Consider the following 14,694-nt stretch of genomic DNA (forward strand, 5'->3'; position numbering starts at 1 on the left):
CGGTTGTTCAGTGATAGAGGGTGTCATGGGTAACGAAAGCATCAATTGGGACAAGCTGGGTTTTGACTACATCAAGACCGACAAGCGCTATCTGTCGTATTTTCGCAATGGCGAGTGGGACAAAGGCACCCTGACCGAAGACAACGTGCTGCACATCAGCGAAGGCTCCACGGCCCTTCACTATGGCCAGCAATGCTTCGAAGGCATGAAGGCCTATCGTTGCAAGGACGGCTCGATCAACCTGTTCCGCCCGGACCAGAACGCCCTGCGCATGCAGCGCAGCTGTGCGCGTCTGCTGATGCCTCAGGTAGAAACCGAACAGTTCATCGAAGCCTGCAAGGCAGTGGTTCGCGCCAACGAGCGCTTCATCCCGCCTTACGGCACCGGCGGTGCGCTGTACCTGCGCCCGTTCGTGATCGGCGTGGGTGACAACATCGGCGTGCGCACCGCCCCCGAGTTCATCTTCTCGATCTTCTGCATTCCCGTCGGCGCCTACTTCAAGGGTGGCCTGACCCCGCACAACTTCCAGATTTCCAGCTACGACCGTGCCGCACCACAAGGCACCGGCGCAGCCAAAGTCGGTGGCAACTACGCCGCCAGCCTGATGCCGGGTTCCAAGGCCAAGAAAGCCAACTTCGCCGACGCCATTTACCTGGACCCGATGACCCACACCAAGATCGAAGAAGTCGGTTCGGCCAACTTCTTCGGTATCACCCATGACAACAAGTTCGTGACCCCGAACTCGCCGTCAGTACTGCCGGGCATCACTCGCCTGTCGCTGATCGAGCTGGCCAAGACCCGTCTGGGCCTGGAAGTGGTTGAAGGCGACGTGCTGATCGACAAACTGTCGGACTTCAAGGAAGCCGGCGCCTGCGGCACCGCTGCGGTAATTACGCCAATCGGCGGCATCAGCTACAACGACCACTTGCACGTGTTCCACAGCGAAACCGAAGTCGGCCCGATCACCCAGAAGCTCTACAAAGAGCTGACTGGCGTGCAGACCGGCGACATCGAAGCGCCAGCGGGCTGGATCGTCAAGGTTTGACCTGACCTCTACCCGCCATGAAAAATCGCCGCCTTCGGTACTCGGAGGCGGCGATTTTTTTTGCCTGCCCGACAGATACCTGTAGGAGCGAGCCTGCTCGCGATGGCGACCTGAAATTCAACATCCCCAATGACTGACACGCCGCTATCGCCAGCACGTTTGCTCCTTCATGGATCCATGCAGTCATATCGACCATCACGCAGTCTAAAAGACACCAAGCCGATAAAGTCAAAATAACTACAACACCCCTCAAAACCCCGAGAATCAAGGCCCGGCACATTGGCCTGCTTTTTGGAACGTGAACTGCGAAAGCTCATTGACCAAAAAGGAACGCCTTTATGAACACTGCTTTTAAGGATCATCTGGCTGTCGTCACCGGTGCCAGTTCCGGAATCGGCCTGGCTGTCACCGAACGTCTGTTGGCTCAGGGTGCCCGTGTGCTGGCAATGTCGCGTCAGATTGGCGGCCTCGGTGAATGGGCTGAACGTTTCCCGACGCAGCTGTCATGGGTGGCGGGTGACGTGACCCAACCCGCCGACCTGGCGCGGCTGGCAAAGCAGGCGGCAACCCTGGGGCCGGTGAGCTATCTGGTGCCGAACGCCGGCATTGCGGAGCTGGCCGATGGCCTGGATCTGGCAGCGTTCGACCGTCAATGGGCGGTGAACGGTGCCGGGGCATTGAACACCCTGGCGTGCTTGCGCAGTCAACTGGCGGCATCCTCCTCGGTGGTATTCATTGGTACTTTCCTGGCACAAGTGACCTTTCCCGGCCTCGCCGCCTACATCGCCTCAAAAGCCGCGCTGATTCACCATGCCCGCACGCTGGCGGTCGAATTGGCGCCTCACGGCATTCGCATCAACACGGTGTCCCCCGGCCCGACTGCGACACCGATCTGGTCAACGCTGGGCTTGAAGGATGAGCAATTGAGCGCTGTCGCCAGCACGGTCAATCAACGCTTGCTCGACGGCCGTTTCCTCGAGCCAGGCGCTGTTGCCGACGTGATTCTATTCCAGCTCGGCAACGGCGCCCGTAACGTCATCGGTCAGGACTGGGTGGTCGATAGCGGTTACACCATTCAATAAAATATCCATAAATATCAATATCTAATGATACAAACGTGATGTCTGCTCGAGATACTTTTCGAGCGTCATCAGACATCACGTTCTCAATCTACAGGGTGAGCGTGCTGATCATTTGTACTGATTGCCAAGCACTTCACACTCGTCAAAAACCGGCACGGAACCGAACGTGGGGTGTCTGGATCTCATCAGTATCGACATCTATCACGCCAGGGATGCATTGATGACCGACTCACAAACACCGCGCAGTTTTATCCCGCCCTACATTCTCAACCGTATCATCGCCCACGGTTCAGAGCCGCAACGCACGGCGGCAATGATCACCCTGCATCATGTGCAAAGCCTGCTGCACAATCCCGGTCCCCCTGTGCGGCCGCCGGAGCGGGCAATTCTGCCGCAACTCGGGAAACCGGGCGTGGTCCAGCGCAGCCTGCACGACGCGCAAAACAAAATGCTCCTGCCGGGAATGCCAGTGCGCCTGGAAGGCCAGCCGGCCACGGGTGATGCAGCCGTCGATGAAGCTTACGATGCATTGGGTGCCAGCTATGATTTTTTCTGGAAGGTGCTCGGTCGCGATTCGATCGACAACCAAGGATTCGCACTGGTCGGCAGCGTGCATTACGGCCAGGGATACGAAAACGCTTTCTGGAATGGTGCTCAAATGGTCTTCGGTGACGGCGATGGGGAAATTTTCCAGCGCTTCACCCGCTCGCTGGACGTGGTCGCTCATGAATTGGCCCATGGCGTGACTGAAAGCACGGCCGGGCTGATCTATGCCAATCAGTCCGGGGCCTTGAACGAGTCACTGTCGGACGTTTTTGGCATCCTTACCAAGCAATACGTTCTCGGACATACCGTCGAGCAGGCAGATTGGCTGATCGGCGCGGATTTGCTCACGGCAAAAATCAACGGCCGGGGCTTGCGCTCGATGTCCCATCCAGGCACAGCCTATGACGACCCATTGCTGGGCAAGGACCCGCAACCGGATCACATGCGCAAATTTGTCATCACTCAAGAGGACAATGGCGGCGTGCACATCAATTCGGGCATTCCCAATCGCGCGTTTTATCTCGCGGCCAGGGCACTCGGCGGGTTCGCCTGGAAGAAAGCCGGAGTAATCTGGTACGACGCGCTGTGCGACAAACGCCTGAGTCCGGACGCCAGTTTCGATGCTTTCGCTCGACTGACCATCGACCATGCCGGCCAGCGCTTCGGTGCACAGGAGGTCGACGCTGTGCGCCAGGGCTGGTCTCAAACGGGTATCGACATCACGGAGGTCAAATGAAAACCCTGCCTGCATTAGGCGACGACGCCCGGGTCCGCCTTTCCCGCCAAGGCGGCTTTGCGCCGATTCACGCCCTGAGCCGACCTCGGGAGATCGAGTTTGCGCAATGCGACATCAGCCAGCGCACTCGTATCTGCTCGGTACTGGAAGGCTGCCTGCCCCTCGACACATCGGAATCCGGGCGTAGCGACCAGCGTTTCTACCAGGTCGAGGTGAGCTACCGGCAGGGCGAACAGGAAGACCACATGGTGCTCAAAGTGCCGGAAGACCAGGCACCGGGGGATCTGGTGCACCTTTGGGATACAGGCCAGCTGCTGTAGATCTCCCCCGCCACTCAATCCTCCCGCGTCAGCACTTCCAGCAACTCGATCTCGAAGATCAGGTTCGAATGCGGCGGAATCTTGCCCATCGTGCGTTCGCCATAAGCCAGGTGCGCCGGGACCAGCAACTTGCGCTTGCCGCCAACCTGCATGCCCATGATTCCCTGATCCCACCCCTTGATGACACGACCAGTGCCAATCACGCACTGGAACGGTTTGCCACGGCTGTAGGAAGAATCGAACTCAGAGCCGTCTTCCAGCCAGCCACGGTATTGGGTGGTGATCAACGCGCCTTTGACGGCCGCTTTACCGTCACCGGCCTGAATATCGATTACCTGAAGTTCGTCGTTCATTGAATTCACTCGTATGCTCTTTCGCCCTTAGGCCTGTTGGGCGCCGTTTTCCCAGATTTGTCCGCGATTGGCAACCATGGCCTCCTTTGTTCCGATGAGTGTTTCTGAACAACACACTGAATTCAGATGCTTTTATTGATCCGCTTCACGCATCAATACATGCCAACTATGCAATTAACATATCGATCGCCCTGCTCCACCATTCGCCTCAATAAGAACCGTGCGCCGCGTCCAGGCAGCGCACGTCATAAAAGCGGTGGAGTATTTATCGATGACAGCCTCAATCCCGCGCGGACGCTCTCGCGCCAGCGCCATTTTCCGGGTTACCTCGGGTAACTTCCTCGAACAGTTCGACTTCTTCCTGTTCGGCTTCTATGCCACACAGATCGCGGCCGTGTTCTTCCCGGCCAGCAGCGAGTTCGCCTCGCTGATGATGACCTTTGCCGTGTTCGGCGCCGGTTTCCTGATGCGACCTCTGGGCGCAGTGGTGCTGGGTGCATACATCGATGATGTTGGCCGGCGCAAAGGGCTGATCGTCACCCTGTCGATCATGGCCAGCGGCACAATTCTGATTGTGCTGGTCCCCGGGTACGAAACCATCGGCCTGTTCGCCCCGGCGCTCGTGTTGATTGGCCGGTTGCTGCAAGGGTTCTCCGCCGGCGCGGAAATGGGCGGCGTCTCGGTGTATCTCGCGGAGATCGCCACACCGGGTAACAAAGGCTTTTTCACCAGTTGGCAGTCGGCCAGTCAGCAAGTGGCGATCATTGTTGCCGCAGCCTTGGGCTATGGCCTGAACCAATGGCTGGCGCCATCGGAGATTGCCGACTGGGGCTGGCGGATTCCGTTCTTCGTCGGCTGCATGATCGTCCCGTTCATTTTCTTCCTGCGCCGTAACCTGGAAGAAACCGAAGAGTTCGCCACCCGCAAATCACGTCCGAGCATGGCAGAGGTGTTCCGCACGCTCGCGCAAAACTGGGTGCTTGTCTTTGCCGGGATGATGATGGTCGCCCTGACCACCACAGCGTTTTACCTGATCACCGTGTACGCGCCGACTTTTGGCAAAACCGTGCTGCACCTGAGCACATCTGATGCGCTCTTGGTCACTTTATTGGTGGGCGTGTCGAATTTCTTCTGGCTACCGGTTGGCGGCGCACTCTCCGACCGCGTCGGCCGTCGTCCCGTATTGATTGCCATGGCCCTGCTGGCATTGGCCTCGACCTATCCAGCCCTGTCGTACCTGGTGCAGGCGCCAAGCTTCATCAACATGCTGTTGGTGCTGCTGTGGCTGTCGTTCATTTATGGCTTGTACAACGGCGCAATGATCCCGGCGCTGACGGAAATCATGCCGGTCGAAGTACGGGTTGCGGGTTTCTCTCTGGCTTACAGCCTGGCAACCGCCGTGTTTGGCGGCTTCACCCCGGCGATGTCGACGTTCCTGATTCAGTACACCGGCGACAAAGCGGCGCCTGGCTACTGGATGAGCTTCGCCGCGCTCTGTGCGCTCTGCGCGACGTTTTATCTCTATCGCCGCGCCAGCGGTCGCCTGCAACCAGCCCTTTCGTAAACCTGCCTTGTTAGAGAAATCCCTATGAAAAAGCTTTTCAACGTTGCGGCCATGAGCTTGCTGGTCAGCCTGGCCTTAAGCACCGCGGCACAGGCCGAAGAGTTACGCGTGATGACCTCCGGGGGCTTCACCGCGGCCTACAAGATCCTCGGCCCGAAGTTCGCCGAAGCCACCGGCAACACCCTCAACACTGCCCTCGGTCCGTCGATGGGCAAGGCCCCGGAAGCGATCCCTAATCGCCTGGCCCGCGGTGAACAAGCCGACGTGGTGATCATGGTCGGCTACGCGCTTGACGATCTGATCAAGCAAGGCAAGGTCGACCCGTCGTCCCGGGTTGAACTGGCGGATTCGCGGATCGGTCTGGTGGTGCGCGAGGGTGCACCCAAGCCCGATATCAGCACCGTCGACAACCTGAAAAAAACTTTGTTGGACGCCAAGTCCGTGGCCTATTCCGACAGCGCCAGTGGCGTGTACATCGAGCAGCAACTGTACAAACGCCTGGGCATCGAAGACTCGCTCAAAGCCAAGTCGACCATGGTGCCGAAGATTCCTGTGGGATCGGTGGTTGCCACCGGCGACTATCAGTTGGGTTTCCAGCAGGTCAGCGAACTGCTGCCGGTACCAGGGGTGAGTTTTGTCGCGAAGATTCCGGAATCAGTGCAGTCGGTCACGCGTTTCGCCGCGGGTATTCCGGTTGGCGCGCAACACCCCGCGCAGGCCAAGGCGTTGCTTGAGTACATGGCATCGGCCCAGGCGCAAGCAGATGTAAAAGCCACCGGCCTGGATTCTGTCAGCCGCTGATAGCCGGCAGCTGGACTTTCATCGCCACCACCAAACGTTCCAGTTCAAGTGCTGCCGGGGTCAGAGTGCGACCCCGGCGCTTGATCAAACCGACGCTGCGCATCACTTGCGGATCGGTCAGAGGCACCCGCGTCAGGATCGGGTGATCTTCGCCCGGCATCGCCATCAGCGGCACCGCGGCAACACCCAACCCCGCCTCCACCAGCCCGATCATCGTCGTCACATGCCGGGTTTCGCAGATGCTCGGCCGCTGTGGCACCACACCAGTCAACGCCTGATCCAGCAAAAAGCGGTTGCCCGAGCTCTTGTCCAGCGAGATGTAGTCCTGCTGATAGAACTCGTCCCAGGTCACGCTGGTACGGCTCGCCAAGGGATGATCACGCCGACAAGCCACGACGTAGCCCTCCTGCACCAACGGCTCGAAATCCACCTCGGCCTCCAGCGTACCCATGAAGCTCAGGCCAAAATCCGCTTCACCGTTGACCACCGCACTCAGCACTTCATGGGCACTGGAATCCAGTACTTTGACCTTGATCCGCGGAAATTGCCGGTGATAGTGCGCGACGACGCGGGGCATGAAGTAGTACGCCGCCGAGGGCACACAAGCGACAGTGACATGACCCAGCCGGGTCGATGCGACTTCGCTGATGCCTAGCAGTGCCACGTCCAGATCATCCAGCAGGCGCTCGACGCTGGGCATGAAGCCGCGACCGGCCTGGGTCAGACTAACCTTGCGGGTGGTGCGTTCGAACAACCTCACCCCGAGGGCGTCCTCGAGTTTTTCAATACGCCGGCTCAGGGCCGGTTGGGAGATGCGTACGGTATCGGCCGCCTTGCGAAAGCTGCCCTGCTCCACCACGGCGCGAAAAGCTTGCAGATCGTTGAGGTCGAAATTGATGGCCATGGAATGGACTCGGCGCGGGGATCAGATTGATTCGATTATTCTATAAATGTAACCAATTAATGCAAAATGTAACAACTCGGTTGAAACACTATGCTGACGCGACCGGGTCGAGCCTTTATCCTTGTCCCCCCGCCGTACCGAGTTAATGGAGTTTTCGCCATGCCCCATGAAGGCAGTCTGTTGCAAGCCGCAGTCGTGTTTCTGCTCGCGGCCGTGCTTACCGTTCCCCTGGCCAAGCGCCTGCAATTGGGTGCAGTACTCGGTTATTTGTTTGCCGGGGTGATCATTGGCCCCTCGGGGCTGGGCCTGATCAGCGATACGGAAAGCGTTGCGCACATCTCGGAGCTCGGTGTGGTGTTGCTGCTGTTCATCATTGGCCTGGAGTTGTCGCCAAGACGGTTGTGGGTGATGCGCAAGTCAGTGTTCGGGGTCGGATTGGCGCAGGTGTTGCTGACAGGAACAGTGTTGGGCGTGCTGGCGCTGTATGTTTTCGGACAACCGTTGAACACCGCCATCGTTCTGGGCCTGGGTCTGGCGTTGTCGTCCACTGCGTTTGGCCTGCAAAGCCTTGCCGAACGCAAGGAACTGACCAGCCCTCACGGGCGTCTGGCCTTTGCGATTCTGCTGTTTCAGGACATCGCCGCGATCCCGCTGATCGCGATGGTGCCGCTGCTGGCCGGTAGCGCTGAAAACGTGACTGCGGCCGACGATGTCAATCAGGGTTTGCGCGTGCTGGTGAGCATCGCCATTGTAGTGATCGGTGGACGCTATCTGTTGCGGCCAGTGTTTCGCGTGGTGGCCAAGAGCGGTTTGCCGGAAGTGTCCACCGCGACCGCGTTGTTGGTGGTGATGGGCACCGCATGGCTGATGGATCTGGCGGGCATTTCCATGGCCCTCGGCGCCTTTTTGGCCGGCCTGCTGCTGGCGGACTCCGAGTACCGCCACGAATTGGAAGCGCAGATCGAGCCGTTCAAGGGCCTGTTGCTGGGGCTGTTTTTCATGAGTGTCGGCATGGGCGCGAACCTCAGTCTGCTGCTGCGCGAGCCCATCGTCGTGCTGGGGCTGACTGTGCTGTTGATCGCCATCAAGTTGCCGCTGCTGTTCATCCTGGGTCGACTGGCCGGCGCTTTGAACAAGGTCAGCGCGATTCGACTCGGCATTGTCCTGGCCGCCGGCGGTGAATTTGCCTTCGTGGTGTTCAAGATTGGTCGCGATCATGGCTTGTTCGACCCGCGCCTGTACGACCTGTTGGTATTGGCGATTACCCTGTCCATGGCGTTGACGCCCTTGTTGATGCTGATCTGTGGGCGTCTTGTCAGCCCCAAGGTGCAACCTGTGGCAGTGCCGGAAAAATTCCGCGAAATCGACACTGATGAGCCCCGGGTGGTGATCGCCGGCATGGGTCGCATGGGGCAGATCGTCGCCCGTATCCTGCGGGCACAGAACATCAAGTTCGTTGCCCTCGACACCTCCGTGGAAACCATTGAACTGTCGCGCAGCTTCGGCGGCGTGCCGGTGTTCTACGGCGACCCGATGCGCCCGGAAATCCTCAGTGCGGCCAAGGTCGGCGAAGCCGAATTCTTCGTGATCGCCACCGATGACCCGGACACCAACATCAAGACCGCCGAACTGGTGCGCAAGCTCTACCCGCACATCAAGATCATCGCCCGCGCACGCAACCGCCAACATGTACATCGGTTGATGGACGTGGGGGCCCACGCGGTGCGCGAAACCTTTTATTCGAGCCTGGAAATGAGCCGGCAAACCCTGATCGGACTCGGCCTGACCCAGGCCCAGGCCGACGCACGGATCAAGCGCTTCAAGCATCACGACGAACAGGTGCTCGAAACCCAGCATTCGATTTACGACGATGCGGTGAAGGTCAAGCAGACAGCACAGGAAGCGCGGGCGGAACTGGCGCGGTTGTTTGAGGCGGATCAGCTGGAAGAGCAAGCCAAGAACAATTGAGGTGGCAGTACTGGCCTCGTCGGAACGAAAACGCGGTGTACCGGATAAATCACAACGACCAAGGAACTCGTAATGGCTGCCGATCAATCCCCCGCCCTCAAGGAAATCTTCAACGTCGAGCGCCTCCAGCATATCGCCAGCGAAATGACGGCGGTCTATCCGGAGTTCGATGCGCAGAGATTCCTCAAACTGGCCAGCACCGGCCTGGCGGACCTGTCGGTCATGCAACGCATGGCACGCGTCAGCGAATGCCTGCACGCGGTGTTGCCGCTGGGTTATGAAGCATCGCTCGAAGTCCTGCGCGCACTCGCCCCGCGTCTCAACAGTGGCTTCGTCAGCATGTGCCTGCCGCAGTACGTGGCGGCTTATGGTGCCGACCGCTTCGACGTATCGATGGACGCGCTCAAGTACTTCACTGCATTCGGTTCCTCGGAGTTTGCCATTCGCCACTTCCTGCGCAGGGACCTCGAGCGCTCGCTGAAGCTGATGCACGACTGGTCACTGGACGACAACGAGCATGTCCGGAGGCTGGCCAGTGAAGGTTGCCGTCCGCGACTGCCGTGGTCGTTTCGCCTGGAGCAAGTCCAGGCCGACCCGAGCCTGGCGGCGAAGATCCTCGACAATCTCAAGGCCGACACCAGCCTGTATGTGCGCAAGTCCGTGGCCAACCACTTGAACGACATCACCAAGGATCATCCCGACTGGGTGCTTGAGCTGATTGAAGGCTGGTCGCTGGACAACAAACACACCGCGTGGATCGCCAAACATGCGCTACGCAGCCTGATCAAACAGGGCAACCCTCGAGCGCTGGCGATCATCGGCGCGGGTGGCAAGCCTGAAGTCGAGATCGTCGATGTGCGAGTCAACCCGCCAGTGATTGGCCTGGGGGAGAAAATCACCCTGTCCTTTGCCGTCAAATCCAGGGTCGAGGACAGCCAGCGACTGGTGATCGACTATGCCATCGACTACGTGAAAGCCAACGGCAGCACCTCGGCCAAGGTGTTCAAGCTCAAAGCCCTGACGTTGCCCGGCAAAGCCACCGAGCAACTGAGCCGCGGCCAGCACATCAAAGAACTGACCACCCGCAGGCATTACGCCGGTCGCCATGCGGTGCACATCATGGTCAATGGCGAACGACTGGCCAGTACGGCGTTTGAAATCCTTCCTTAACCCAACAACAACCCCTGCTCGCGCTCACACAACTCCACCACGTAATCCCACATCACCCGCAGCCGCACCGATTTGTGCAGCTCGCGCCGGGTACTGATCCAGTAGCTGCGCAGAATGCTTTCATCGGGAAACAGCGGTACCAGACCGGGATCGGCGCTGGCCATATAGCATGGTAAAACGGCAATCCCCAGACCCGCGCGCGCAGCCTGTTGCTGGGCGATAACGCTGGTGCTGTGAAAGACCACCTGCGGGTTGCGGCAGAAGCTGTTGAGGAACATCAGTTCCTGACTGAACAACAAGTCGTCGACGTAGCCGATCCACGCATGGCGCCCCAGATCCTCTCGATTGCCCAGCGGCGGCGAACGATCGAGGTAGTCCTGACTGGCGTAGAGGGCCAGGCGATAGTCCGTGAGCTTGCGCGTGACCAGCATGTCCGCCGATGGCCGTTCGAGGTGGATGCTGATTTCCGCCTCGCGATTGAGAATGCTGACAAACCGCGGCACCGCGACCAGTTCCACTTCCAGCCCCGGGTAACGTTCGAACAAACCGTTCATGCGACTGGATAGAAACATGATGCCCAGCCCTTCTGTAACCCCGACGCGGATCTTGCCCAGCGGTGCCGTGGACTGGGTGATTTCCTCCTGTGCCAACAGCGCGACATTCTCCATGGCTTCCGCATGCTTGAGCAGCGCTTCGCCGGACGGGGTCAGTTCATACCCCTGGGCATGCTGCACGAACAGCGCGGTGCCGAGGCTCTTTTCGATGGCCTCGATGTGCCGCGCCACGGTGGCGTGCGTGGTGTTCAAACGGCGGGCAGCGGTAAGCAAACGCCCGCTGCGCTGCAATTCGAGAAAAAACCGCAGGTCATTCCAGTCGAACATCGTCCATCCTTAGGTCGTCGCTGTTTAAAAACGCACAGCAGCTGCGCAAAAACTAACATTCTTTTGACGAAAGCTAACAACTAGGATGACCGACAACAAGAACAACAAAACGAGGTCAGGGATGCAGTCTTCCCTTGATGAATACGATTACATCGTGGTCGGGGCCGGTCCCGCCGGGTGTTTGCTGGCCAATCGGCTATCGGCCAACCCACAACACCGGGTTCTGTTGCTCGAAGCCGGTGGCCGCGACAACTATGCATGGATTCATATTCCCGTGGGTTACCTGTTCTGCATCGGTAACCCGCGCACCGACTGGTGCTTCAAGACCGAAGCTCAACCTGGCCTGCAGGGGCGCGCCCTGAGTTACCCACGGGGCAAAGTGCTGGGCGGCTGCTCGTCAATCAACGGCATGATCTACATGCGTGGCCAGGCCGGGGACTACGATGGCTGGGCAGCCGAAGGCAACCCCGGGTGGCGCTGGCAGGACGTGTTGCCGCTGTTCAAGAAAAGCGAAAACCATTTTGCCGGCGACTCCGAATTTCACGGTGCCAGCGGCGACTGGCGGGTCGAACGCCAGCGTTTGTCATGGCCGATTCTCGATGCGTTTCGCGGCGCTGCCGAGCAAAGCGGCATCGCCAGTATCGATGACTTCAACCAGGGCGACAACGAAGGTTGCGGTTACTTCCAGGTCAATCAGAAGGCCGGCATCCGCTGGAACGCGGCGAAGGCATTCCTCAAACCGGTGCGCAACCGCGCCAATCTGACCGTGTTGACCGGCGTTGAAGTTGACCGCGTATTGCTGGAAAACGGCCGCGCGTCAGCGGTCAGCGCCCGCTGGCAAAATCAGCCGAAAACTTTCAAGGCGCGCAGGGAAATCGTCCTCTGCGCCGGTTCCGTGGGCTCGCCAAGCATTCTGCAACGTTCCGGTATCGGCCCTCGCCCGCTGCTGCAACGCTTGGGCATCGGCGTCGTCCATGAACTGCCCGGCGTCGGCGGCAACCTGCAGGACCATCTGCAACTGCGGCTGATCTACAAACTGGAAAACGCCCGCACCCTCAATCAAATCGCTGGCAGCCTGTGGGGCAAAATGGGCATGGGCCTGCGTTACCTGTACGACCGCAGCGGCCCGCTGTCGATGGCGCCGAGCCAGCTCGGTGCGTTTGCCCGCTCCGGTCCGGAGCAGACCTCGGCCAATCTTGAATACCACGTGCAACCACTGTCGCTGGAGCGCTTCGGTGAGCCATTGCATACGTTCCCGGCGTTTACCGCGTCGGTCTGTGACTTGCGTCCGCAGAGCCGTGGCCGGGTGGAGATCCGTTCGGCCAACTCGCAGGAATCACCGCTGATACAACCCAACTACCTGAGCCATCCGGAAGACTTGCGGGTCGCCGCCGATGCGATTCGCCTGACCCGGCGCATCGTTGCCGCACCGGCCCTGAAGGCGTTCAAACCGGTCGAATATCTGCCGGGAGACAAGCTGCAAAGCGAAGAACAACTGCACGAAGCCGCCGCGCGCATCGGCACCACGATTTTCCATCCGGTGGGCACTTGTCGGATGGGCAACGACGCAGACGCGGTGGTCGACGCCGATCTGCGCGTGCATGGCATTCCCGGCCTGCGCATCGCCGACGCGTCGATCATGCCGCGCATCACTTCCGGCAACACTTGTTCGCCTACGCTGATGATCGCGGAGAAAGCGGCACACATGATTTTAAATGCTGCAAACACCATCCCTGTGGGAGCAGGTTTGCCCGCGATGACGGCATGACAGTCAACATTCATGCTGACTGACCCTTCCCAATCGCGGGCAAGCCCACTCCCACAGGGACGTTACTGGTTTCACGGACATCGAGCATCACCCCCTGCAAGGAATACGCAACATCAGTGGAACAACAAAAACAATCACTGTGAGGGATACCGATATGTCAGAACACGTTCAGCCCCTGGAAGCCGTGCGCAGCGAGGGCACCAGCCAGGAAACCCAGAAAGTCATCTTCGCTTCGTCACTTGGAACAGTGTTCGAGTGGTATGACTTTTTCCTCTATGGCGCCCTCGCGGCGGTCATCAGCAAACAGTTTTTCGCCGGAGTCAACGACACCACGGCGTTCATTTTTGCCCTGATGGCCTTTGCCGCCGGGTTTATCGTCAGGCCATTCGGTGCCCTGGTGTTTGGCCGGTTGGGGGACATGATCGGACGCAAATACACCTTCCTCGCCACCATCGTTCTCATGGGCGTGGCGACCTTCTGCGTCGGCTTGCTGCCGACCTACGCCAGCATCGGCATTGCCGCGCCGATCATTCTCGTGGTGCTGCGCATGCTCCAGGGCCTGGCCCTGGGCGGTGAATACGGTGGCGCCGCGACCTATGTGGCGGAACACGCGCCCATCGGCAAACGCGGCTTCCACACCAGCTGGATTCAATCCACCGCCACCCTCGGCCTGTTGCTGTCGCTGCTGGTGGTACTCGGTTGCCGCTACTTCACCGGTGATCAGTTCGAAGTCTGGGGCTGGCGCATTCCGTTCCTGTTTTCGATCATTCTGCTGGGCATCTCGACCTGGATTCGCCTGAGCCTGCATGAATCCCCCGCCTTCGTGAAAATGAAGGAAGAAGGCAAGCTGTGCAAATCGCCGATCCGCGATTCTTTCGGCAAATGGGAAAACCTCAAGGTCGTGCTGATCGCCCTGTTCAGCATCAACGCCGGCCAAGCCGTGACCTTCTATGCGGCACAGTTTTACGTGCTGTTCTTCCTCACCCAGTTCCTGAAAATGGACCCGGCCGTGGCCAATGGCTTGCTGATCGTCAGCGTGACCATCGGCGCGCCGTTTTTCATCTTCTTCGGCTGGCTGTCGGACAAGGTCGGACGCAAACCGGTGCTGATGCTCGGCCTGTTGCTGGCGACCGTGTTGTACTTCCCGATCTTCAAGACCCTGGCCCACTACGCCAACCCGGCGATTGACCTGGCCAGCCGCCAGGCACCGATCACCGTGCTGGCTGACCCGGCCACCTGCACCTTCCAGTTCGACCCGGTCGGCAAGGCGAAATTTGATAGCCCCTGCGACAAGGTCAAGACCTTCCTCGTCAAGCAAGGCTTGCCCTACGCCAGCGCGGCGGCTCCAGCCGGCAGCGGCGTGCAAGTCAGCGTGGGCGACGTGAAGATCGACGGTTTCGACGAAGCCGCATTGCGCGGCGCGGTCACCCTCGCCGGTTACCCGCAACAGGCCGACATGCAGCAAATCAACAAGCCAATGATCGTCGCATTGATCGTGGCACTGATCATCATCTCCGCCATGTGCTACGGCCCGCTGGCGGCACTGATGGTCGAAC

Annotated in this window: 13 protein-coding genes; 10 read left to right on the forward strand and 3 right to left on the reverse strand. The window is 59.5% G+C overall.

The features are described from left to right. Window positions 1-25 precede the first annotated feature (25 nt). The 4 genes from D8U69_RS03015 to D8U69_RS03030 all read left to right on the forward strand — a co-directional run bounded on the left by D8U69_RS03015 (window position 26) and on the right by D8U69_RS03030 (window position 3,729). Complete coding sequence (locus tag D8U69_RS03015) at window positions 26-1,045, forward strand: branched-chain amino acid aminotransferase (RefSeq protein WP_056853493.1); 1,020 nt, start codon at window positions 26-28, stop codon at window positions 1,043-1,045. A 338-nt stretch (window positions 1,046-1,383) separates the two neighbouring features. Then, window positions 1,384-2,127 carry an SDR family oxidoreductase gene (locus D8U69_RS03020; RefSeq protein ID WP_130904747.1) on the forward strand — a complete coding sequence of 248 codons (744 nt, stop codon included), beginning with the start codon at window positions 1,384-1,386 and terminating at the stop codon, window positions 2,125-2,127. A gap of 220 nt (window positions 2,128-2,347) precedes the next feature. Further along, a complete protein-coding gene (locus D8U69_RS03025; protein ID WP_130906659.1) occupies window positions 2,348-3,409 on the forward strand; it encodes a M4 family metallopeptidase in 1,062 nt (353 codons plus the stop codon). Continuing rightward, window positions 3,406-3,729 (forward strand): protealysin inhibitor emfourin, encoded by a 324-nt coding sequence (locus D8U69_RS03030; protein WP_056853490.1) that lies wholly within the window; start codon window positions 3,406-3,408, stop codon window positions 3,727-3,729. The genes D8U69_RS03025 and D8U69_RS03030 overlap by 4 nt, the downstream gene beginning before the upstream one ends. Window positions 3,730-3,743: 14 nt before the next feature. On the opposite strand, the gene D8U69_RS03035 is transcribed toward D8U69_RS03030, so the two are convergent. After that, entirely contained in the window at window positions 3,744-4,082 is a 339-nt protein-coding gene (locus D8U69_RS03035; protein WP_056853489.1) for an FKBP-type peptidyl-prolyl cis-trans isomerase, read from the reverse strand. Between the two features lie 271 nt (window positions 4,083-4,353). On the opposite strand from D8U69_RS03035, the gene D8U69_RS03040 reads away from it, so the two are divergent. After that, window positions 4,354-5,646, forward strand: coding sequence for an MFS transporter (locus D8U69_RS03040; RefSeq protein WP_130906660.1), 1,293 nt, complete (start codon window positions 4,354-4,356; stop codon window positions 5,644-5,646). A 24-nt stretch (window positions 5,647-5,670) separates the two neighbouring features. Then, a complete protein-coding gene (locus tag D8U69_RS03045; RefSeq protein ID WP_130906661.1) occupies window positions 5,671-6,447 on the forward strand; it encodes a substrate-binding domain-containing protein in 777 nt (258 codons plus the stop codon). Here the strand turns inward: D8U69_RS03045 and D8U69_RS03050 are convergent. Next, on the reverse strand, window positions 6,437-7,351 hold the full coding sequence (locus tag D8U69_RS03050; protein ID WP_056853486.1) for a LysR family transcriptional regulator: 915 nt from the start codon (window positions 7,349-7,351) through the stop codon (window positions 6,437-6,439). The two genes, D8U69_RS03045 and D8U69_RS03050, sit on opposite strands and share 11 nt — an antisense overlap. A gap of 159 nt (window positions 7,352-7,510) precedes the next feature. Here D8U69_RS03050 and D8U69_RS03055 point away from each other — a divergent pair, with 159 nt between their 5' ends. Both D8U69_RS03055 and D8U69_RS03060 read left to right on the forward strand, forming a co-directional pair. Then, the gene (locus D8U69_RS03055) at window positions 7,511-9,319 is read left to right on the forward strand and encodes a monovalent cation:proton antiporter-2 (CPA2) family protein (protein ID WP_130906662.1); all 1,809 of its coding nucleotides are present in this window, start codon (window positions 7,511-7,513) and stop codon (window positions 9,317-9,319) included. Window positions 9,320-9,391: 72 nt separating this feature from the next. After that, the gene (locus D8U69_RS03060) at window positions 9,392-10,489 is read left to right on the forward strand and encodes a DNA alkylation repair protein (protein WP_130904740.1); all 1,098 of its coding nucleotides are present in this window, start codon (window positions 9,392-9,394) and stop codon (window positions 10,487-10,489) included. Here D8U69_RS03060 and D8U69_RS03065 read toward each other — a convergent pair. Next, window positions 10,486-11,370, reverse strand: coding sequence for a LysR family transcriptional regulator (locus tag D8U69_RS03065; RefSeq protein WP_056853483.1), 885 nt, complete (start codon window positions 11,368-11,370; stop codon window positions 10,486-10,488). The two genes, D8U69_RS03060 and D8U69_RS03065, sit on opposite strands and share 4 nt — an antisense overlap. Window positions 11,371-11,491: 121 nt before the next feature. Between D8U69_RS03065 and D8U69_RS03070 the strand changes: the two genes are divergently transcribed. Both D8U69_RS03070 and D8U69_RS03075 read left to right on the forward strand, forming a co-directional pair. Then, the gene (locus D8U69_RS03070) at window positions 11,492-13,138 is read left to right on the forward strand and encodes a GMC family oxidoreductase N-terminal domain-containing protein (RefSeq protein ID WP_130906663.1); all 1,647 of its coding nucleotides are present in this window, start codon (window positions 11,492-11,494) and stop codon (window positions 13,136-13,138) included. 154 nt (window positions 13,139-13,292) lie between these two features. Next, the coding region (locus D8U69_RS03075) for an MFS transporter (RefSeq protein WP_130906664.1) at window positions 13,293-14,694 on the forward strand (1,402 nt) is incomplete at its 3' end.

The sequence above is a fragment of the Pseudomonas sp. Sample_16 genome (assembly GCF_004307665.1).
GTDB lineage: Bacteria > Pseudomonadota > Gammaproteobacteria > Pseudomonadales > Pseudomonadaceae > Aquipseudomonas.

Coding starts and splice junctions, on each gene's coding strand:
- D8U69_RS03015 (WP_056853493.1), top strand. CDS start 26: ATGGGTAACGAAAGCATCAATTGGGACAAGCTGGGTTTTGACTACATC.
- D8U69_RS03020 (WP_130904747.1), top strand. CDS start 1,384: ATGAACACTGCTTTTAAGGATCATCTGGCTGTCGTCACCGGTGCCAGT.
- D8U69_RS03025 (WP_130906659.1), top strand. CDS start 2,348: ATGACCGACTCACAAACACCGCGCAGTTTTATCCCGCCCTACATTCTC.
- D8U69_RS03030 (WP_056853490.1), top strand. CDS start 3,406: ATGAAAACCCTGCCTGCATTAGGCGACGACGCCCGGGTCCGCCTTTCC.
- D8U69_RS03035 (WP_056853489.1), bottom strand. CDS start 4,082: ATGAACGACGAACTTCAGGTAATCGATATTCAGGCCGGTGACGGTAAA.
- D8U69_RS03040 (WP_130906660.1), top strand. CDS start 4,354: ATGACAGCCTCAATCCCGCGCGGACGCTCTCGCGCCAGCGCCATTTTC.
- D8U69_RS03045 (WP_130906661.1), top strand. CDS start 5,671: ATGAAAAAGCTTTTCAACGTTGCGGCCATGAGCTTGCTGGTCAGCCTG.
- D8U69_RS03050 (WP_056853486.1), bottom strand. CDS start 7,351: ATGGCCATCAATTTCGACCTCAACGATCTGCAAGCTTTTCGCGCCGTG.
- D8U69_RS03055 (WP_130906662.1), top strand. CDS start 7,511: ATGCCCCATGAAGGCAGTCTGTTGCAAGCCGCAGTCGTGTTTCTGCTC.
- D8U69_RS03060 (WP_130904740.1), top strand. CDS start 9,392: ATGGCTGCCGATCAATCCCCCGCCCTCAAGGAAATCTTCAACGTCGAG.
- D8U69_RS03065 (WP_056853483.1), bottom strand. CDS start 11,370: ATGTTCGACTGGAATGACCTGCGGTTTTTTCTCGAATTGCAGCGCAGC.
- D8U69_RS03070 (WP_130906663.1), top strand. CDS start 11,492: ATGCAGTCTTCCCTTGATGAATACGATTACATCGTGGTCGGGGCCGGT.